The sequence below is a fragment of the Mesorhizobium sp. M0598 genome (assembly GCF_040320865.1).
Classification (GTDB): domain Bacteria; phylum Pseudomonadota; class Alphaproteobacteria; order Rhizobiales; family Rhizobiaceae; genus Mesorhizobium.
The window spans coordinates 72,056-93,623 of record NZ_JAMYQL010000003.1; the positions used below are offsets into that span (position 1 = coordinate 72,056).

The following is a 21,568-nucleotide window of genomic DNA, read 5'->3' on the forward strand; positions in this document are numbered from 1 at the left end:
GTCTCTATCCGAAATAGGCTTTGGCGAGGCTGTTGTAGAGCCCGCCGATTTCATTGGCGAGATCGCCGAGGGCGTTGGCCGTCATGTCCGAGGGCTCCTTGATGGCGATCGACGTGTTGAGCTGCAGGATTTCCTTGGCCGCCGGCGACATATGGCCTTCAGCGCCGACAGCGGGCAGCAGCGCGATTTCGGCCTTCAGCCGTTCGAGCTGGAAAAGGATTGAGCGCGGGTTGAGCGGATCGAGCGCCAGAAGGTCGACCACCGTGCGCCGTCCCGCCTGCACCGGATATTGCCGACGGTGGGTCATGACGCTGTCGCCGATCTCCAGCATCATGTCGAGCGCACCTTCCGGCGCCTGGGCTCTGGTCAGCCGGGCGAGCGTGCGGGCTATCTGGATGCCGCGTTCGAGCCTGCGGCCGATTTCCAGGAAACGCCAGCCGGCAAAGCGGTACATGTTCTCGTGCAGCAGGCCGGAAAACCCGGCCAGCTTGCGCAGGATGACCGTCATTGCCCTTGTCGCGTCGTCGCCCGGCGCCACTGTCGCGGCAAATTGATGGATGGTCTTCGACAGATCCTTCAATGCCAGCCAGCCATCGGGCGAGAAGCGGTCGCGGATCTGCCCGGCGCTGTAAACGGCGCTGTCCAGCGTGCCGATGAGCCCCAGTGGAATTGCCGTCTCGACGTCGATGCCGAACGGCGCGAGATAGTCGCTGATATCCGCGAGCAGCGGCATCTCGGGATCGGATGTCTCGGCCAGCCGCACATGGTAGGCGCGCAGGATGCGCACCGTGTCTTCCGACCGCTCGATATAGCGGCCGAGCCATGTCAGGTTCTCAGCCGCGCGGCTGGGCAGGCTGCCGGGCAAGGTTCGGGTAAAGCTGTCGTGCTCCTGCGGCAGCAGCGTCTCGCGCTCGACCGGCCTGTCGCTGACCACCCAGACATCCGCCGCCTGGCCGCCGCGCTGCATGGCGATGGCCGTCGGGTCGAGCGAAAAGCCGACACGGGCAAAGCCGCCCGGCATCACCGTCCAGCCTTCCGGCGTCCGCGCCAGATAGACGCGCAGGCTTGCCGGCCGCGGCTTCAGCCAGCCGCCGACATAGACAGGCGTGGTCGACAGCGTCACCGCTTCCTGGCCGACGAAGTCGCCGCCGTCCCGTTCGATCCTGGCGACGAGCTCGGCCCGTTCCTCGACCGACAGCGCTGACCCGAGCTTGGTCGAGCCGTCGTCCTCGAAGGCAAGCCGCGTCGACAGCGCCGGGCCGATCACCATGCTATCGATGTTGGCGAGCACATGTTCACGCTCCGTCTCCTGCCCGCACCACCATGTCGCGACCGTCGGCAGCAGCAGTTCCTCGTTGCGCAGGGCGCGCGAAATCTTGGGCAGGAAGGCGAGCAGCGCGCGCGTCTCCATCAGGCCGGAGCCCAGTGCATTGACGGCCGAAATCGCCCCTTGCCGAACCGCCTCGACCAGCCCCGGCGTGCCGATCTGCGAGTCCGGCCGCAATTCAAGCGGATCGGCGAAGGCGGCGTCGAGCCGCCGCCACAAGACGCTCACCGGCATCAGCCCCGAAACCGTGCGCACCATCAGCCTGCCGCCGGAGACGGTCAGGTCCTCGCCCTCGAGCAGCATGATGCCGAGATAGCGGGCGATATAGGCATGTTCGTAATAGGTTTCGTTCAGCGGTCCCGGCGTCAGGATGGCGACACGGCCGCCGGCTTGCCTGGCCATGCCGATCAGCGCGTCGCGGAAGCGACGGAAGAAGCCGGCCAGGCGGTGCACATGCATCTCGCCGTAGATGTCGGACAGCGCCCTCGTGGTGGCGACGCGGTTTTCCAGCGCAAAGCCGGCGCCCGACGGCGCCTGTGTGCGGTCGCCAAGCACCCACCAGCGGCCGTCCGGGCCACGACCGAGCTCGAAGGCGCAGAAATGCAGGAAATGGCCGCTGGCCGGCCTGGTGCCGACGACCGGCCGCAAATATTCCGGGCTGGCCGCGATCAATCCGGCCGGCAGAATGCCTTTCTCGACCAGCCGGTTCGGCCCGTAAATGTCGGCGATGGTCTCCTCGAACAGATCGGCGCGCTGGACCAGGCCGGCGCTGATGTCAGCCCATTCCTGCTCCTCGATCAGCAGCGGCACATGCGCCAGCGGCCATTCCCGCTCGTTGGCGCCGGCCTTGTCATAGACGCGGTAGTAGACGCCGGCGTCGCGCAGGTATTGGTCGGCGCGGGCGAAGCGCTGGGCAAGCTTTTCCGGCCCCAGGTCCTCCAGCGCCTCGATGAAGTGCCGCCAGGCCGGCCGCGGATTGCCCGACGCATCGACCATCTCGTCGACGACGCCGTCGATCGGCTGATAGTGCTCCAGCAGACTGTGAGTCTGCGGCTTGCTGCGCAGCCTTTTGTGATTCCCCTTCGCCATGGCTGATCAGAGTCTTTGCGGCCGCCGAAGGTCAAGGGTCATCGGGAAATCTTCAGAGGCTTCTTCGTTGCGCAGCACATAGCTGGACGGCGTATGGCCACGCGGCTCGAAGCGGGCGAGCCGCCGCGCCTCCGCTTCGTTGCCATTGACCGGGAAGGTATCATAGCTGCGCCCGCCGGGATGTGCCACATGGTAGACGCAGCCGCCGACTGCGCGGCCCGACCAGCGGTCATAGATGTCGAAGACCAGCGGGGTGTTGACCGGCAGCGCCGGATGCAGGCCCGACGCCGGCTGCCAGGCCTTGAAGCGCACGCCGGCCACCGCGATCTCGCGGTTGTCGGTCACCTTCATCGGCACGACGCGGCTGTTGCAGACGACGGCGTGACGCTCCGGGTTGAGCCCCTCGGTCTTCACCTGCAGCCTTTCGACGGAGGAATCGACAAAGCGTACGGTGCCGCCGATCGCGCCTTGCTCGCCCATCACGTGCCACGGCTCGAGCGCCTGCCTGAGCTCCAGCTTGACGCCGGCATGCTGGACCTCGCCGCAGAACGGGAAGCGGAATTCGAGCTGGGCGTCGAACCATTCCGGACGGAACGCAAAGCCGTTCAGCTTGAGGTCGTCCAGCACATCGAGAAAGTCAGCCCAGACATAATGCGGCAGCATGAAACGGTCGTGCAGCGAAGTGCCCCAGCGCACGAAGCGGCCGTCGAGCGGGTTCTTCCAGGCCCGGGCGATGATGGCGCGCACCAGCAATTGCTGCGCCAGGCTCATGCGCGCGTTGGGCGGCATCTCGAAGCCGCGGAATTCGACCAGCCCGAGCCGGCCGGTCGGCCCGTCCGGCGAAAACAATTTGTCGATGCAAATTTCCGAGCGATGGGTATTGCCGGTCACGTCGGTCAGAAGATTGCGGAACAGCCGGTCGACCAGCCACGGCAGGGGTGCCGCGCCCTTGTCCGGATGCGGCACCTGCGCCATCGCGATTTCGAGTTCGTAAAGCGAATCGTGGCGCGCCTCGTCGAAGCGCGGCGCCTGGCTGGTCGGGCCGATGAACAGGCCGGAGAAAAGGTAGGACAGCGACGGATGCCGCTGCCATTGCAGCACCAGGCTCTTCAACAGGTCGGGGCGGCGCAGGAACGGACTGTCATTGGGCGTTGCGCCGCCGACGACGACGTGGTTGCCGCCGCCGGTGCCGGTGTGGCGGCCGTCGATCATGAACTTGTCGGCGCCAAGCCGCGTCTGCCGCGCCTCTTCGTAGATCGCCGTGGTCGTCGCCACGCAATCCTGCCAATTCGCGGCGGGGTGGATATTGACCTCGATGACGCCGGGATCGGGTGCGACACGGATGACATTGAGGCGCGGATCGTGCGGCGGGCCGTAGCCCTCGATATGCACAGGCAGGCCGATCGCCTTTGCCGCGTTCTCCGCCGCCGCCACCAGTTCGAGATAGTCCTCCAGCGCCTCGACCGGCGGCATGAACACACAAAGCCGTCCGTCGCGCGGCTCGACCGAAAGCGCTGTGCGCACAGCGCCGCCGATCTCGGTGATCTCCTGTTCGACGCGGTCTTGCTGGCCGGTAACGGCCGTGAAGGAGACCGCCTGCTGGCGTCGCGCCATTTCGTCGGCGCCTTCCAGTTCGGCCGCAGCCGGCGACGAAGCAGAACCGGGCAAGATCGCCTCGCGCGCCGGCAATGGTCCGCGCGGCAGCGATGGATCGACCGGGACTATGTAGGGGAACTGCGCCGGCGGCACATAGGGCAGCGTGCCGAGCGGCAGGCGGTAGCCGACCGGCGAATCGCCGGGCACCAGGAACAGCCTGCCGCGCCGCGTCTTCCACTTCTCCGAGCGCCAGCGCGGTCCTGACGCCTGGCTGTTCCAGCGCTGGACAGGCAGCACATAGCCGGACGGCTTGGTCAGCCCGCGTTCGAACACCCGCGCCATGCGGCTGCGCTCCTCAGGGTCCTCCAGCTTCGAATTGGAAGGATCGACGTTGTCAGGCAGCTTGCCTTCCTTGAGCAGCCATTCGGCCGGATCCTCATAGGCTTCGCTGACCATCGTCTTGTCGATGCCGAGTTCGTCGGCGATCGCCGTCAGCAGGCCTTCGGCCTGCTTCGGTCCGACATCCGCCTCGCTCTTTTCATGCGCGATCAGCGACGGGTCGCTCCACACCGGCTCGCCGTCGGTGCGCCAGTAGAGCGAGAAGGTCCAGCGCGGCAGGCTTTCGCCGGGGTACCACTTGCCTTGCCCGTAATGCAGGAAGCCGCCCGGCGCGAAGCGTTCGCGCAGCCGGCGGATCAGGGCATCGGCCTTTTCCCGCTTGGTCGGCCCGACGGCGGCGGTGTTCCACTCTGCAGCCTCGAAATCGTCGATCGAGACGAAGGTCGGCTCGCCGCCCATGGTCAGCCGCACATCGCCGGCCTGGAGCGCGGCGTCGACCTGGACCCCCAGCGCGTCCAGCGCCTGCCAGCTCTCGTCGGAGAACGGCTTGGTAATGCGCGGATGCTCGGCGATGCGGTCGACCCGCATGTCGAAACCGAACTCGACATTGGCGAAGCTCGCCATGCCGGAAATCGGCGCGGCATTGCGGAAATGCGGCGTTGCCGCGAGCGGCACATGGCTTTCGCCGGTGAGCAGGCCGGAGGTCGGGTCGAAGCCGATCCAGCCGGCGCCCGGCAGATACACCTCGCACCAGGCATGGAGGTCAGTGAAATCGGTCGCCGTGCCGGGCGGCCCGTCAAGAGCGACGAGGTCGGGCTTCAGCTGGATCAGATAGCCGGAGACGAAGCGCGCAGCGATGCCGAGGTTCCTCAGTATCTGCACCAGGAGCCAGCTCGAATCCCGGCACGACCCCTTGCCGGCGGCCAGCGTTTCCTCGGGCGAGAAGACGCCGGTTTCCATGCGCACGATATACGCGATCTCGCGCTGCAGCCGCGCATTGAGGTCGACGACAAAATTGACGGTGTTGGTCGGGTGGCGCGCGATGGTTTTCAGGAATGCCTCCAACAGCGGCCCCGCCGGTTCCGGCGTTCGGTAGATGGTCAGATCGTCCCGGATCTCTTCGGGGTATTCGAATGGAAACGTCTCGGCCGACGGTTCGACGAAGAAATCGAACGGATTGTAGACCGTCATGTCGGCAACGAGATCGACCTCGATCTTCAGTTCCGTCACCGGCTCGGGAAAGACGAAGCGGGCCAGGAAATTGCCGTAGGGGTCCTGCTGCAGATTGACGAAGTGATTTGCCGGCCCGACCTTCAGCGAATGGCTGAGCACCTTGGTGCGGGAATGCGGCGCAGGCTGCAACCTTATGACTTGCGGGCCTAATACGACCGGCCGGTCGTATTTGTAATGGGTCAGGTGATAGACGGCTGCCAGAATTGCCATGGTGCCCCTGAAGTCGGCGTTTCAAAAGGAGTTCGCTGAACCCTGACACGAATGCTGACCATTCTCCAAGCAGAGATGTTGCGCTGCACCTAAATCAAGCAGCTTGCATAGCTCACGAAACGGAGCGCCGACCCCGGGATTCCGCAGTGTGGCGGCAAAACGTTGCAACGCTGCAGAGCCGAAGTCCGGCGGGTCAGCACCGGGCGCTTCCCGCCGATATCGATGATCGGCAGCACACGCGATGCTTCGTCGAAAAGAGCTGAAAAGAAAAACCCGCCTCGGCGGACGGGTCGTTGGAGCCAATTAGCACCATACCGAAATTAGTAGCATAGCTGCCGGTACAAAGCAAGAACAAAATGTGGCATCGTCGACGAAAATTGCCGATCTCCCGCTTTGCGAGCGGAGATACCAGGCACGGGCATCCTGGAAGCGGAGAACACCTGAACCTAAAAGAACGCCTGCAATCCGGTCTGCGCCCGTCCGAGGATCAGCGCATGCACGTCATGCGTGCCCTCATAGGTGTTGACGGTTTCCAGGTTCTGGGCGTGGCGCATGACGTGGTAACCGATCTGGATGCCATTGCCGCCATGCATGTCGCGGGCCTGGCGGGCGATGTCGAGCGCCTTGCCGCAATTGTTGCGCTTGACGAGCGAGATCATCTCCGGCGCCATCTTGCCTTCATCCATCAGCCGCCCGACGCGCAGGCTGCCCTGCAGGCCGAGCGCGATCTCGGTCTGCATGTCGGCGAGCTTCTTCTGGAAAAGCTGCGTGCCGGCCAGCGGCTTGCCGAACTGCTTACGGTCGAGGCCATACTGGCGGGCGCGGTGCCAGCAATCCTCAGCCGCGCCCATGGCGCCCCAGGAAATTCCATAGCGCGCCCGGTTGAGGCAGCCAAACGGCCCTTTGAGACCCGAGACATTGGGCAGCAACGCGTCCTCGCCGACCTCGACGCCTTCCATCACCACTTCGCCGGTAATCGAGGCTCGCAGCGACAGCTTGCCGCCGATCTTCGGCGCCGATAGCCCGTTCATGCCCTTTTCCAGGACAAAGCCGCGAATCTGGTTGTCATGCGCGCCCCCACTTTCGTCGGACAACTTTGCCCAGACGACGAACACGTCTGCGATCGGCGCGTTGGAAATCCACATTTTCGAGCCGGAGATCCTGTAGCCGCTCGCGGTCTTCTCGGCCCGCGTCTTCATGCCGCCCGGGTCGGAACCGGCGTCAGGCTCGGTCAGGCCAAAGCAGCCGATCCATTCGCCCGACGCCAGCTTCGGCAGGTATTTCTTGCGCTGTTCTTCCGAGCCATAGGCATGGATCGGATACATTACCAGCGACGACTGCACGCTCATCATCGAGCGATAGCCCGAGTCGATCCGCTCCACTTCCCGCGCGACCAGCCCGTAGGTGATGTAGTTGGCGCCGAGCCCGCCATATTCTTCCGGGATGGTGATGCCGAGCAGACCGGCCTCGCCCATTTCGCGAAAGATCCCGGCGTCGGTCTTCTCCTCGAGATAGGCTTCCTCGATCTTCGGAGCGAGCTTGTCGGCGGCAAACGCGGCGGCGCCATCGCGCACCATGCGCTCGTCCTCCGAAAGCTGGTCCTCGATCAGGAAAGGATCATCCCAGACGAATGCGTTCTTGTCGGCGGCCATGGCTCTCGGTCTCCCAAACTCATGCATGTCGCCCAAAGCTTGCCCGCGGGCCTGACCCGAGGGTGTTCGGCAGCTTGGAGATAACGACATGCATCGAAACAGAAATCTTGAAACGCGCGGCTTATCGGCTCCCGTCCTGAAAAAATCAAACGAAATAGCTTCGCCGATCCATGAGCATTGGTGATGGATCATCAATGTCGAGCGCCGCCGTCTGACCTGGCGGCGCAGCCCGGCTCGCGAAATTACTTCCGCTTCAACGCATCGGCCAAAGCGGCGCCGAACGCGCCCTGCTGCACCGGCCGCTCCGGCTGGCGTTGGGGCGCGGGCGCGCGCGGCACCGGCCTGCTGCCATTGTCGCGCGGCTTCGGTGCGCCACCGTCGCCATCCTTGCGCATCGACAGACCGATGCGCTTGCGCTTGATATCGACGTCGACGACACGCACCTTGACCACGTCGCCGGCCTTGACCACCTCATGCGCGTCCTTGATGAACCGATCGGCCAGTTGCGAGACGTGCACCAGTCCGTCCTGGTGCACGCCGATATCGACGAAGGCGCCGAAGGCGGCGACATTGGTGACAGTGCCTTCAAGCTGCATGCCGGGCTTCAGATCCTTGATGTCGTCGATGCCATCGGCAAAAGTCGCGGTCTTGAAGCCGGGGCGCGGATCGCGGCCGGGCTTTTCCAGCTCCGCCAGGATATCGCGCACCGTCGGGAGGCCGAAGCGCTCATCGACGAAGACGCGCGGATCGAGCGCCTTGAGTGCGGCGCTGTCGCCCATCAGCGAGCGAACGTCGCGCCCGCAGGCCGCGACGATCTTCTTGGCCACGCCATAGGCTTCCGGATGCACGGCGGAGGCATCGAGCGGCTCGCTGCCGTCGGGAATGCGCAGGAAGCCGGCGCATTGCTCGAACGCGCGGGGTCCAAGGCGGGAGACCTTCAACAGTTCGCGACGGCTGGCGAACGGGCCGGTCGCGTCCCGGTGCGCAACGATCGCCTCGGCCAGCGATGCGCCGAGACCCGAAACCCGCCCCAGAAGCGGCGCTGAGGCCGTGTTGAGATCGACGCCGACGGCGTTGACCGCATCCTCGACCACCGCTTCCAGCGAGCGGCCGAGGCGGTACTGATCGACGTCGTGCTGGTACTGGCCGACGCCGATCGACTTGGGCTCGATCTTGACCAGTTCGGCGAGCGGATCCTGCAGGCGCCGCGCGATCGACACTGCCCCGCGCAGCGACACATCGAGGCCGGGAAATTCCGCCGCCGCCGTTGCCGAGGCAGAATAGACCGAGGCGCCGGCTTCGCTGACGATCACCTTGAGCGGCTTCGGCCCGGACCCGGCAGGCATGTCAGCCAGCATGTCGGCCACCAGCCTTTCGGTCTCGCGGCTGCCAGTGCCGTTGCCGATCGAAATCAGCTCGACCTTGTGCAGCCGGATGAGCTTGGCCAGTTCGGCCTGCGCGCCGCGCACATCGTTCTTCGGCGGGAACGGATAGACCGTTGTCGTCGCCAGCAGCTTGCCGGTGCCGTCCACCACCGCCACCTTGACGCCGGTGCGAATGCCCGGATCGAGCCCCATCGTCGGCCGCGAGCCGGCAGGCGCGGCAAGCAGCAAATCCTTGAGATTGCGGGCGAAGACATGGATGGCTTCTTCTTCGGCCCGCTCGCGCAGATCGCGCATCAGATCGAGCGTCAGGTGCAGCGACAGCTTTATGCGCCAGGTCCAGCCGGCGACCTCCATCAGCCAGCGGTCTCCCGGCAACTGGCGGCCGATGGCGTAGGCGTCGGCGATCATCCGCTCAACCGGTTTCACCGGAGAGGCGTCATCGGCATCGACTTCGATGTCGAGCGACAGAACCTCCTCGTTGCGGCCGCGCAACATGGCCAGCGCGCGATGGCTCGGCACGTTGGTCCAGCGCTCGACATGGTCGAAATAGTCGGAAAATTTCGCGCCGGCCTCCTGTTTGCCGTCGACGACGCGCGAGCGCAGGAAGGCGCGTTCCTTCATGTAGGTCCGCAATCTGCCGACCAGATCGGCATTCTCGGCGAACTGTTCGGACAGGATGTCGCGCGCACCCTCGAGCGCCGCCTTGGCATCGACGACGTCTTCGCTGATGTAGGCCAGCGCCAGCTCGGCGGGTACAGCCGTACGGTCGGCGAGAATAGCTTCCGCCAGAGGCCCGAGCCCGCGCTCGCGTGCGATCTCGGCCTTGGTCCGGCGCTTCGGCTTGTAAGGCAGATAGATGTCTTCGAGTTCGGCCTTGGTGCCGGCCGCAGCGATCTTTGCCTCGAGCTCCTCGGTCAGCTTGCCCTGCTCGCGGATCGAACCAAGGATGGTGTCGCGGCGCGCGTCGAGTTCGCGCAGATAGGCGAGCCGCTCGGCGAGGTCGCGCAGCTGCGTGTCGTCGAGGCCGCCGGTGACCTCCTTGCGGTAGCGCGCCACGAACGGCACGGTCGCGCCGTCGTCGAGCAAGCCGATCGCCGCCGCGGCCTGCTCGGGCCGCGCGGCGATCTCGGCGGCTATGATGGTTGCGATGCGCTTGATGTCGGCTGCCATGTCGGTCCTGCTATTCGTCGAAAAGAGACGCGACCATAGGCGCAGAGCACTGCCGCGCCAACTGCGCCATTTTCAACCCGGCGAGAGGTCCACAGGAAAGGTCGGGCTGTCTGGACGGATCAGACCATCCGGCTCAGCGCCTCGAAGAAAGAAATCATGTCCAGATCGAGCGGATCGTCGACCGGTACCGGCTGCGACGACATCTTTGCGATTACCATTTCGGCCTTCGGGTTGACGTAAAGCCACTGGCCGTGGATGCCGATGCCGCAGACGGCGCCGCTTGCCGCGCCCGTCTGGTACCATTTGTTGCGGTAGCGGCCACGCGGAAACAGGAACGCCATCGTGCCGCGCCGCCAGGCCTCGGCGTCACCGCCGGTTTCGGTCGTGTCGCGCACCCAGGCTTCCGGCACGACGCGGCGGCCATTGGCTGCGCCGCCTTGCCGCATCATCTCGCCGACGCGCGCAAGGTCGCGCGGTGTCACCGAAATGCCGCCGGCGGTACGCGCCGTTCCTTCCGTGTCGACTGTCACCGAGGCGTCGCTGACGGCGCCGAGCGGCTCCCATAATTTTTCGCGCATCAGATCGTCGAAACGCCGGCCAGAAGCACGTTCGAGCAGGATGCCGAGCAGGTCGGAATTGGGCGAACGGTAGCGGAACGTCCGGCCATGCGGCTCGGCCAGGCCCTGCAGCGTCGTGAGGAAAGTGGCCAGGCTCTCGATGCCGCCGCCTGGATTCCACAGCATGGCGCGGCGGTAGCGGGCGAAGGCGCTTTCCGGATCGAGATAGGCCTCTTCGAAATCGAGGCTGACACTCATGTCGAGCACGTGCCGCACACGCGCATCGCCATAGGCCGAGCCGGCGGCTTCGGGCAGATAGAGGCTTACCGGTGCCTGCGGATCGAAAATCCCCTCGCCTTCCAATATGCCGGCAACAATGGCGGTCAGCGACTTGCTGATCGAAAAGACGATGTGGCGCGCCCCAAACTCCATATGCGGCGCGAACCAGTCGCCGACGAATTTGCCGCGTTTCATGATCGTCAGCGCGTCGGTATCGGAGCGCCTGAGAAAAGCCGCGACCGTCTCCGCGCCGCCTGCAAGAGCGACCTTTTCGCCAAGTAGCCCGCCGAAATCCTGCGCCGGCGCCTCGCTGCTGCCCGGCTGTGCCGCCACGGCAGCGCTCGGCACCAGCTCGCCGACATTCTGGAACGACCACCGGCTGAACGGGCTTTCGCGCCAGTTGCCGAGCAGCAATTGCTTGCGGGCAAAGCCGTATCTGGTTTCGAACGCGGTCTTGCCGGTCATGGTGGTCCTGCGGATTTCTTTGAGGTTCAGGCGAGCGCCGCGGCAATGGCATGCACGGCCTTCAGCGTCGCCACCGAATAGCCGATGTTGGTGAAATCCGGATAGCTCGAAAGCTTCACCACGACCATTTTCGTATCCCAGTCGATATGGATCAGCTGCCCGAACACGCCCCGGCACATCAGCGCTCGCGAGCGCGGGTCCTCGATCCAGAACTGGTTGCGGTAGCTGCCTTCCGGCAGGCTGGGACTGAAATCCGGTCCATGCCTGCCATTGCGCGTCGCCTCGATCCAGTCGGCCGGCACGATGCCGCCTCCATTGTCGAGGATCAGCTGGCCGAAGCGGCCATAATCGCGCAGCGTGGCGTTGAAGCCGCCGTCGGCGACCGCATAACCGGCGCTGTCGACAGTGAAGCAGGCGCTTTCATCCGCGCCGAGCTTTTGCCATAGCTCTTCCGAAATCAGCTGCGCCAGCCTTTTGCCGCTCACCCGCTCCATGATGAAGGCAAGCACGTCGGTCTCGATCGAGCGGTATTCGAAGGCAGCGCCGTGCGGCCGGCTCTTTTCCTTGAGCCCCAGGATCAGTTCGAACATATGCGATGGCCAGCGGAAGACCGGATCGCTGCCCGGCGGCACCGGCTTCCAGCCAGTGGCGACATCGACCTGGCCGATGTCGGAATAGGGATCGGCGTATTCCTCGGAAAAGCGCACGCCGCTCGTCATGTCGAGCACATGCTGCACGCTGGCGCCTGCCCAGCCGGTCGCTTCCAGCTCCGGCAGATAGACCGTCGCCGGCAAGGCCGGATCGATCAGTCCGCGCCCGACCAATATGCCGAACACCGAGCCCGTGACCGACTTCGCCATTGACTGCGACAAATGCAGCGTGCGCTCGGTCATGCCGTTGAAGTAGCGCTCATAGGCGACCTTGCTGTCCTTGAGCACGAGAAACCCGTCGGTATAGGTCTCGTCGAGCAGCCCGGCGAGCGTCGTCGGCTGCCCCATGCTGTCGCTCACCGGCAGCGCGTCGAGATCGACCTCAGCTCGCTCCAGTCGGTGGCGATGGCCATTGCCGCGCCAGACTTCGATCGTCGGCAGGATTTCGCGAATATGCTGGAACGCCCAACGATTCCATGGCGGCCGGTCCCAGTCGAGCTTCGGCAGCACCATCCGCGGCGGCGAACCCTGCATGATCGGCGGCGCCGGTTCGCTGTTGCGATAGGAAATCATAGGCAGTCCGATCGCCGGGAAAAGGCCCGGCGGCAATTGCCGCCGGGTTTCGTCCGGATGTGGATTACTTCTGCAGTTCGGTCCAGATCTTGCTGTAGATGGCCTGCACTTCCTCGGAACACAATTTTTGCAGCTCGCCATGCGCCTTGACGTCTTCCGGGATGATGACTTCCGGCGCATCCTTCATATCGGCCGGCATGTACTTGTCGGAACCGGTAATGCCGTTGGCGTAGCGGTGGAAGGCGGATAGGCCGGCGGCGTTTTCCGGATCCATGATGAAGTTCTGGAACAGCTTGGCGTTCTCGACATTCTTTGCGTCCTTCAGGACCATGACATTGTCGCTCCAGAGGCCAAAACCTTCCTTGGGATAGAAATAGTGGATCTTGGGGTTCGCCAGCCGCTGGCGAAAGGCCGAGCCGTTCCAGTCGCTGGTCGCCTTGAAATCGCCGGCGCCCATTTTCTCGATGGTATTGTATTCCATCGCGATCCAGTTCGGCTTGGCAGCAACCAGCGTGTCACGCACCTTCTTCAGCGTTTCCTTGTCGCTGGCGCATTGCGCGCCGCCGACATATTTGGTCGCCGCGAACATGACGTCGTTCATTTCCGGCACGACGTTGACCTTGCCCTTCAGTTCGTCGGGTGTGTTGAAGATGATGCCCCAACTGTCCGACGGCCCCTTGTAGACATCGGTGTTCACCACGATGCCCACCGTGCCCCAGGCCCATGGCACGGAATATTTGCGGCCCGGATCGAAATCGGGATTGGCCCATTCCGGCGCCACGTTCTTGAAATTCTCCATCTTGCCGGGATCGGTCTCCTGAACGAGGCCTTCCTTGATCCAGATCGGCACGAAGGTTTGCGAAGGCACCGCGATGTCGAAGCCGGTGCCGCCCTGGCGAACCTTGGCCAGCGCCGTATCGTTCGAATCGTAATCGGTGATGGTCACCTTGACGTTGTATTTCTGCTCGAACTTCTTGATCACGTCGGGGCTGGTGTAGTTGCCCCAATTGTAGATGTTGAGTTCACCGTCGGCGCGAGCAAGGCTCGTCGAGGCGAGCAGCGCCAGCCCGATGGCGGTCGCCGATGTCTTCCAGTTCATGGTTTTAGCTCCCATTTTCATGTCTAGTCCCGTTTCCTGCTGATGAAGAAAAACAACGTCACGATGGCGACCGACAAGAGCAGGAACACGGTCGATATCGCGTTGATCTCCGGCGTTATCCCTCGACGTATCTGGCCAAGCATGTAGGTCGGCAGCGTGTCCTGGCCGCCCGATTTCACGAACTCGGTGATGACGACATCGTCGAGCGAGATAACGAAGGCCAGCATCAGTCCGGCCAGAATGCCGGGCCAAAGCAGCGGCAAGGTGATGCGGCGGAACGTCTTCCACGGCGTCGCATAGAGATCGGCGGCGGCCCGTTCCAGCGTCAGGTCCATGTTCTCCAGCCGCGCCCGGATCGGCAGGTAGGCGAACGGAATGCAAAAGGCCGTATGTGCCGCGATCAGGTAGCCGAGCCCGGAATAGCCGGTGAAGATCTTGATGCGCGAGAAAAAGATCAGCAGCGCCACGCCGGTGACGATCTCCGGCACCATCAGAGGCTGGTTGATGGCGGCATATTTGAAGGTCAGGCCGGGATAGGGCGGCGTGCGCGTGGTGGCGAGCGCCGCCATGGTGGCGAAGACGGTGGCCAGGATCGCCGCGATGGCGCCGATCTGAAAGGAGCGCAAGGTGGCGTCGATGACTTGCGTGTTCTGCCACGCCGACTGGAACCATTTGAGCGAGATGCCGCCCCATTCTGACGTCGAGGTCGCGGCGTTGAAGGCATAGACGACCAGCACGACGATGGGCAGATAGAGCACGACAAAGCAGGTCGCGGCGATCGCGGTGAATCCCGGCTGATGCTTGATTGCGAAGCTGCTAGCCATGACGCATCTCCGACCGGCCGGTGTTACGAACATAGGCGAGCAGCGCCACCATGACGATGATCATGACGGCGATGGACAGGGCCGAGCCGAGCGGCCAGTTGCGGCCTTGCCCGAACTGCAGCTCGATCAGGTTGGAGAGCATCATGTTCTTGCCGCCGCCCAATAGGCTCGGTGTGACGTAGGCGCCGAGCGCCGGAATGAACACCAGGATGGAGCCGGCGATGACGCCCGGCTTGACCAGCGGGAAAATGATACGCCTGAGCACCTGGAAGCGTGTCGCATAAAGATCGTAGCCGGCTTCGACCAGCCGGAAATCGAGTTTTTCCATGCTGGCGTAGATCGGCAGCACCATCAGCGGCAGATAGACATAGGCCATGCCGATCAGGATCGCCGTATCGGTGAACAATATCTGGATCGGCGCCGAGATGATGCCGAGCTTGAGCAGCACCGTGTTGATCAACCCCTCGTTGCGGATGATCTGCAGCACCGCGAAGGTGCGGATCAGCAAGTTGGTCCAGAACGGTATGGTGATCAGGAACAGCCAGAGATCGCGCGTCTTCTCGCTGCGCGTCGCCATGAAATAGGCAGTAGGAAAACCAAGCGCCAAAGTGGCGATCGTGGTGACGATGGCAAGCTTGATCGAGCGCCAGAAGATAGTGACATGGGCAGCGGCGAACGAAAGCGTGTCGTCGAAGATGTCGCGTTCCATGAACACCGATGTCCAGGCCTCGGGCGAGAATTGCCACTTCACGTCGCCATAGGGGCCGGGCGTCAGGAACGAATAGACCAGCACGATCAGCAACGGCCCGGTCGCTGCCAGGAAGATGATCAGCAGGGCCGGCGCCGACAGCAGCCAGCGGTCGCGGATGTCGCGCCGCTCGGCCGCCTTGGCGACTTCTTCCGCGCTCGCCATCAATCCCTCAGCACTTGCGCGGCGTCGTTGCCGATCGAGACGCCGACCTTGTCGCCTCGCTCGAAACCGCAGCCTGCGCTGCGCGTGTTCTGCTGGCGCACGGTGAAGGCTTCGCCGCTGTCCAGTTGGACATGAATATGCGTGTCGGTGCCGAAATAGACGATGTTTTCGATGGTTCCGGAAAGATCGCCCTTGCCGCCGGTCAGCTTGGCGTGTTCCGGCCTGACCACCAGCGTCGCATTCGCCTTCGGCTGGAAGCCCTCAGCCACCGTCGCGTCGATCGTCGCGCCGGATTTTAGTGTCGCGCGCGCCTTGCCGTTGCCGATGCCGGTGATGGCCGCGGTCAGGAAATTGGTTTCGCCGATGAAGTCGGCGACGAAGCGCTCGGCCGGCTTGTCATAGATGTCCCAGGGCGTGCCGACCTGCAGGATCTTGCCGGCCGACATCACGGCGATGCGGTCGGACATGGTCAGCGCTTCTTCCTGGTCATGGGTGACGAAGATGAAGGTGATGCCGGTCTGGTGCTGCAGCCGTTTCAGTTCGATCTGCATTTCCTTGCGCAGCTTGTAGTCGAGTGCCGACAGCGGCTCGTCGAGCAACAGCACTTTCGGCTGCGGCGCCAGCGCGCGGGCCAGTGCGACGCGCTGCTGCTGGCCGCCGGAGATCTGGCTGGTGCGGCGGCCGCTCAGCGCCTCCATCTTGACCAGCTTGAGCATCTCGGCGACGCGTGCCTTGATTTCGGCTTTCGGCTTGCCCAGCATCTCCAGGCCGAAGCCGATATTCTCGGCCGCCGTCATGTGCGGGAACAGCGCATAGGACTGGAAGACGGTGTTGACCGGCCGCTTGAACGGCGGCAGCGGCGCGATGTCCTGGCCGTGCAGCAGGATTTCGCCTTCGCTGGGGAAGTCGAAGCCGGCGATCAGCCGCAGCAGCGTCGTCTTTCCGCAGCCCGACGGCCCCAGCAGCGTGAAGAACTCGTTCTCGCGGATCGACACCGAAACCGTGTCGAGGGCGGCTACTTGTGCGTCCCCGGTACCGAACACCTTGCGGATGCCGCGGACCTCGATTGCACTCTTACCCGGTTGATCCGGCACGCATTACCCCATTTTCATATCCGCTCTTGATGGCGGATCCAGTTCCCATTCGATTGTCAGCATATGCCGGTCGGCTTGGCAACCATGCATCTGGGCCTCGGTTCAGAACGCAAGCCCCATGCCATAGTCAGCGCCATCATCAAACCTGATAAGTGATCTTGCCGCCGCAGATGGTGGTGACCGGATGCACCTTGTGCAGGGAAGCCGGCTGAATTACCTCAATATCGGCCGACAGCACCACCAGATCGGCCAGATAACCGGGTTTCAGCCGGCCCTTACGGTGCTCCATGAATTCGGCGTGGGCCCCTTCGACCGTATAGCCCGCAAGCGCTTCCAGCAGCGAGAAGCTCTGGTCGGGGTCGCCCTCTGCCCAAGGCTTGCGCAGCACCGCCGCCTGAATGCCCAGGATCGGGTCGACCCGCGACACCGGCCAGTCGGAAGCGAAAACGACATGCGCGCCAGCCTGCTTCAGCTTCCGCCATGCATAGCTCAGCGGCCATCTTTCGCGGCCGATGCGCGAAAGCGTCGGCTCCAGCGGGAAATCCATGGCGCCGGGCGGGTGCGGCGGCTGCATCGAGGCGATGACGCCGAGTTCGGCAAAGCGCGGCACGTCGGCGGCGGTAGTCACCTCGATGTGCTCGACCCGGTGACGGCTGTCGCGCCTGCCGTTCTTCCGCCGCGCCGCCTCGTAACCGTCCAGAACCGCGCGCACAGCGCCGTCGCCTATCGAATGCACGGCGATCTGCAGGCCGCGCCGGTCGGCCTCCACCGCCACCTCGGCGAAATGCTCTGGCGTGAACAGCGGCTCACCGCGCCAGCCCGGCCGGTCGGCATAGTCGTCGACCATGACCGCGGTCCAGCCTTCCAGCACGCCGTCGTAAAACATCTTGACCATGCCGGACGACAGCCATTCCGATCGGTAGGAGTTGGCCATGCTCGATGCCTTTTCCAGTTTGTCGAGCGTCATGAAGTTTTTGAAATGAAAGGGTATCTTGGTGCGGCAAAGCAGCCGCCCTTCCTGTTCCAGCCCGGCAAGCAGCTCAAGCTGGTAGAGGTTGCCGTCCATGTTCTGGATCGAGGTGATGCCGTGGCGGGCGCACCATTCCAGCCCGCGGTGCATCAGGTCGCGGTCGGCCGCGATTTCGGCCGACGAAGGGTACGGATCGGGCTCACCGCCTGTTGCAAGGCCGAGCCGCACGCGGTTCTGCCCGGAAAGCTCGAGGATCGGCCCGAACGCCTCGCCCTCGCGCAATTCGCCCGCCGCAAGGCCGTCCGCTCCCATGACGATCTCGTTGCCGGGACCGAGTTGATTGCCGTGCAGGATGCCAGCCAGTTCCAGCGCCTTGGTGTTGGCCCACATCGTGTGGTGGTCGGAGGCCGACATGGCGAAGGCCGGTCGGCGATGATGCGGTCGAGATGATGGCGGGTGACCGGCTCTTCCCCGGAAAGGATGGTGTAATCGACGCCGGCACCGAGCAGCAATCTGGCGTTCGGCCGCGCCGCCGCGTAGGCCCGGATCGCCTCGCTCAGCGCATCGAAGCCATGCACGCCCTGAAGGTGCAGATTGTCGAGTTCGGCCGCGCCGCCGAAAAGATGCATATGCGCTTCGATGAGGCCCGGCACCACCGATCCGCCTTGTGCATCGGTGATCTTCGTGGCCGGCCCTTTCAGCGCCTCGATGGTCCGGCGGTCACCGACCGCCAGGATGTTGCCGTCCTTTATCGCCACCGCCTCGGCCGCCGGATTGCCTTCATCCATGGTCAGCACGCGGGCATTGGTGACGATCAGGTCGGCATTTGAAGTCATGATTGCCCGCGGTTCCGTTGCGACGGCGACAGGCTAGACGACGGGCTGCGGTGTTAGCAAGCCATGCCTGGTCGGCCTAGCGCCTTGTGGAAGGCATTGCAGGACGGTTAGGGTTCGCCGCGTCTCACCACGGAAGGATTTTATGAAGACTGTGTTCTCGCCTCTCCACGCCGGTCATGCCGGCAATGTCGAACTGATCGCCGGTGCCATCGTGCCGGCTTTCGAAAAGCCCTCGCGCGCCGAGTTCATCAAGGCGCGGGTGGAGAGCGAAAAGCTCGGTCCGATCCTGCCGCCGGAAAGCCACGACCTCGCCGCCGCCAAAAAGGTCCACGCCAGCGACTACATCGATTTCCTGCCAAGCGTGTGGCCGTTCTGGGAAGAGTCCGGCCGCACGGGCTCGGCCATTCCCTTCACCTGGCCGACGCGCGGCCTGCGCGGCGACGTGCGCCCCAGAACCATCGATGCGCTGCTTGGCTTCTATTCCTTCGACGGCGGCGCAACGTTCGTCAAAGGCACATGGGACGCGATCAAGTCGTCCTATGACGTTGCGCTGACGGCGGCGGCCCTGGTCAAGGGCGGCGAGCCGTCGGCCTTCGCGCTCTGCCGGCCGCCTGGCCACCATGCCGGCGCGGCCTTCATGGGCGGCTATTGCTTCATCAACAACGCCGCCGTCGCCGCGCAATGGTTTTGCGATCAGGGCGCCAGGCGCGTTTCGATCCTCGATGTCGACTATCACCACGGCAACGGCACCCAGGAGATATTCTACCGCCGCGGCGACGTTCAGGTGCTGAACCTGCATGCCGATCCGATGACCGAGTATCCGTTCTTCCTTGGCCATGCCGACGAACGCGGCGAGGGCGGGGGCGAAGGCTTCAACCTCAACTATCCAATGCCTTTCGGCACCGGCTGGGATAAGTGGAACGCCTCGCTTGAGGACGCCTGCGCCAGGCTTTCGGCTTACGCTCCGGATGTCGTCGTGGTTTCACTCGGCGTCGATACGTTCGAGAAGGACCCGATCAGCCAGTTCAAGCTGAAGAGCGCCGACTATCCCCGGATCGGCCGCCGCATCGCCAGGCTAGCCCTGCCGACGCTGTTCGTCATGGAAGGCGGCTACGCCGTCGAGGAAATCGGCGTCAACGCGGTCGGCGTGCTGACCGGCTTCGAGGACCGCTAGAATCCCTGCGCTTGCGGCCCGCCAATTGTTGATCTCAGCGCCGCCCCTCATCACCCTGCCGGGCACTTCTCCCCGTATAGAGACGGGGAGAAGGGGCTGGCCGCAGCCTCGGCATCATTCCTGGAACGTTGGAGATTGGCGAAACCGTCGATGAGAGCGCCCCTCTCCCCGTCGCTATACGGGGAGAGGATGCCGGCAGGCAGGTGAGGGGCAGCGCAAACGCTCGAAGAGGTCTGAGTAAGGCCTGAATATCAACACACTCTAGAAGCGCCAGCGCCTGCAACTCATGTGGCCGCGCTCGGCGCCGCGACCGGCGGAGCTGGCCTGCGCGAGCGGCCGAGGTAATAGACCGCCGCCGCTGCAATGACGCCCGCTGCCAGGATGCCCGCCGCCAGCACCGGCCGGTACCAGAACCAGGCGATGGCCATCGTCGTCGCCCCGACCAGGATCGCCAGGAAGCAGGCGATGATGCCGGTACCCATCCGCGCCATGCTGCCTAGCAAAGGAATGACATCGAGGATGACGCCGATCGGCCCGAGCAGCAGGGCAAAGCCGATTGCCAGGAGCAGCACGCCGGCGGCGCGCAGCAGCCAGGTGATCAGCGTGTTCGCGCTGACCGCGTCGGCGAACATCTTTTCCGCCGGCACATTGCCGGTGTCGACCATCAGCAACTGGTCGCCGGCGATTGTCTGGTAGGGCTCGAAGCCGCCCCCCGTCTGGCGCGCGACGACGCTGACCACGCCGAGCGGCGCCAGCTCGTAACCGATGCGGTAGTCGCCCAGCGCCGGCGACGTGGTGTTGAAACCGAGATAGATTTTTCCGTCGACGATGTTGACCCGCTTGGTGCCGGTATAGGCGGCGTCAATGGCGGCCGACTGATCGGCGGACAGCGAGAAATTCTTGTCGCCGCCGACCAGGTCCAGCACGGGGCGGTCGAGCGTGAAAGCACCGAGCTTGCCGTCCGGAATCTGGAATTGCTTGCTGTGGATCTCCATCGGCGGATTCTCGTGGCCGTCAGGCTTCTTGAACTCCGACGAATTGATCTGGCTGTCGTCCCACACCTTCGAATAGCTGTAGGTCGTCACCGTCTCCTCGCCGCCGCCCAGCTTCTTCGTCGTCTCGGATTTCTCATCTTCTTTCCACTGGTACATCTCGGCGCCGCGCGACAGCCGCAACCCTTGAGCCGAAATGCCGAAGTCCGGATCGGCAAGGCCGCTGCTCGCCGTCACCGCCCCGGTGACATGGACAAGCTTGCCGTCATTGGCGGCATCGATGCTATCGGCGCCGACCGAGACCACCGCGCCCGATCCCTCGGCCAGCGAGCGCGCCGTCTGCACGGCCCGGCCCTCGTTCCAGAACAGGCCGATCACCATCAGCACGATCAGGAGCAGCCCGAAGACGACCCCGCCGACCGCGCGTTTGATCCGCCCGAACCACGAGACGGACGTCACTTCCTGAAATGAATCGCTCATTGTTTCCCCCGGGTTTCCCCTATTCCCCGAAACCAGTCTCGCGAAATCCGCGCCCTGCCGCGCAGCGGCAAGCAACCGGCCTCACCCCAAACCGGGGCGGACGCCCCATCCGTCCCGGTACCGGGAGCTTATCGCAATCGACGAGCTGCCGATACGGCACAGTTGCGATCCGATCCGGTTTCGCGGCGTAAAGCAAGGGTACAATCATCGCAGTTCGATTCGGATGGATCTCAGTATAAAAAAGAGAGATATTGGAAAAATAAATAGGACAATAACTCCGTATATGCTGCCGGCTATCAAAAATATGTTCTCATAAGGGTAAAATGCAGATATTAGACAAACGATAATATACAATACCACGTTATTTTCATACAATCTGTCACCAAGTATGTTCAACATAAGATATGTGTACAAAATAGCACATGTAAATATTTGTATTAAAGCCAGGTCGCTCATGCTCGCAAGCGGCCTAAAAAATACGTGAGGTATAGCCACTATCAGAATGGCAATCGACATCCCCTTGAGAACTCGCGCTTTCATTTCAGTCCCTCGGTAATTTCCTTCTGGCAATTTCCTACGTAGGGACCGCAGCTTGATCAAGACCGAACCGTGTAGCCTGAAGGGCCGGATTACCTTCATGCCAGCATCTGAATCAGCGCCC

Annotated in this window: 12 protein-coding genes and 1 pseudogene; 1 reads left to right on the forward strand and 12 read right to left on the reverse strand. The window is 63.7% G+C overall.

The window, feature by feature from the left end; translation table 11 throughout:
• Positions 1 to 4: 4 nt before the first annotated feature.
• From NKI59_RS05325 to NKI59_RS05375, 11 genes and pseudogenes are all read right to left on the reverse strand, one after another.
• Positions 5 to 2,416, reverse strand: a complete 2,412-nt coding sequence (locus tag NKI59_RS05325; protein WP_352448167.1) for a circularly permuted type 2 ATP-grasp protein — start codon at positions 2,414 to 2,416, stop codon at positions 5 to 7.
• A 6-nt stretch (positions 2,417 to 2,422) separates the two neighbouring features.
• Positions 2,423 to 5,794, reverse strand: a complete 3,372-nt coding sequence (locus NKI59_RS05330) for a transglutaminase family protein (RefSeq protein ID WP_352702803.1) — start codon at positions 5,792 to 5,794, stop codon at positions 2,423 to 2,425.
• A gap of 446 nt (positions 5,795 to 6,240) precedes the next feature.
• Positions 6,241 to 7,446 carry an acyl-CoA dehydrogenase gene (locus NKI59_RS05335; protein WP_352448169.1) on the reverse strand — a complete coding sequence of 402 codons (1,206 nt, stop codon included), beginning with the start codon at positions 7,444 to 7,446 and terminating at the stop codon, positions 6,241 to 6,243.
• Between the two features lie 242 nt (positions 7,447 to 7,688).
• Positions 7,689 to 10,001 carry a Tex family protein gene (locus NKI59_RS05340; RefSeq protein ID WP_352702805.1) on the reverse strand — a complete coding sequence of 771 codons (2,313 nt, stop codon included), beginning with the start codon at positions 9,999 to 10,001 and terminating at the stop codon, positions 7,689 to 7,691.
• Positions 10,002 to 10,120: 119 nt separating this feature from the next.
• Positions 10,121 to 11,302 carry a serine hydrolase domain-containing protein gene (locus NKI59_RS05345; protein ID WP_352702807.1) on the reverse strand — a complete coding sequence of 394 codons (1,182 nt, stop codon included), beginning with the start codon at positions 11,300 to 11,302 and terminating at the stop codon, positions 10,121 to 10,123.
• A gap of 26 nt (positions 11,303 to 11,328) precedes the next feature.
• On the reverse strand, positions 11,329 to 12,525 hold the full coding sequence (locus NKI59_RS05350) for a serine hydrolase domain-containing protein (protein WP_352702809.1): 1,197 nt from the start codon (positions 12,523 to 12,525) through the stop codon (positions 11,329 to 11,331).
• A gap of 64 nt (positions 12,526 to 12,589) precedes the next feature.
• Complete coding sequence (locus NKI59_RS05355) at positions 12,590 to 13,624, reverse strand: ABC transporter substrate-binding protein (RefSeq protein WP_352702811.1); 1,035 nt, start codon at positions 13,622 to 13,624, stop codon at positions 12,590 to 12,592.
• 23 nt (positions 13,625 to 13,647) lie between these two features.
• Complete coding sequence (locus NKI59_RS05360) at positions 13,648 to 14,448, reverse strand: ABC transporter permease (RefSeq protein ID WP_352448173.1); 801 nt, start codon at positions 14,446 to 14,448, stop codon at positions 13,648 to 13,650.
• A complete protein-coding gene (locus NKI59_RS05365) occupies positions 14,441 to 15,361 on the reverse strand; it encodes an ABC transporter permease (protein ID WP_352448174.1) in 921 nt (306 codons plus the stop codon). The genes NKI59_RS05360 and NKI59_RS05365 overlap by 8 nt, the downstream gene beginning before the upstream one ends.
• Entirely contained in the window at positions 15,361 to 16,455 is a 1,095-nt protein-coding gene (locus tag NKI59_RS05370; protein WP_352702814.1) for an ABC transporter ATP-binding protein, read from the reverse strand. The genes NKI59_RS05365 and NKI59_RS05370 overlap by 1 nt, the downstream gene beginning before the upstream one ends.
• A gap of 139 nt (positions 16,456 to 16,594) precedes the next feature.
• Positions 16,595 to 18,261: pseudogene (locus NKI59_RS05375) on the reverse strand (amidohydrolase).
• Between the two features lie 142 nt (positions 18,262 to 18,403).
• Between NKI59_RS05375 and NKI59_RS05380 the strand changes: the two are divergent.
• Positions 18,404 to 19,435, forward strand: a complete 1,032-nt coding sequence (locus NKI59_RS05380; protein WP_352702816.1) for a histone deacetylase family protein — start codon at positions 18,404 to 18,406, stop codon at positions 19,433 to 19,435.
• 284 nt (positions 19,436 to 19,719) lie between these two features.
• Here NKI59_RS05380 and NKI59_RS05385 read toward each other — a convergent pair whose 3' ends face one another.
• Complete coding sequence (locus tag NKI59_RS05385) at positions 19,720 to 20,907, reverse strand: TMEM43 family protein (protein WP_352702818.1); 1,188 nt, start codon at positions 20,905 to 20,907, stop codon at positions 19,720 to 19,722.
• Between the last annotated feature and the right edge of the window lie 661 nt (positions 20,908 to 21,568).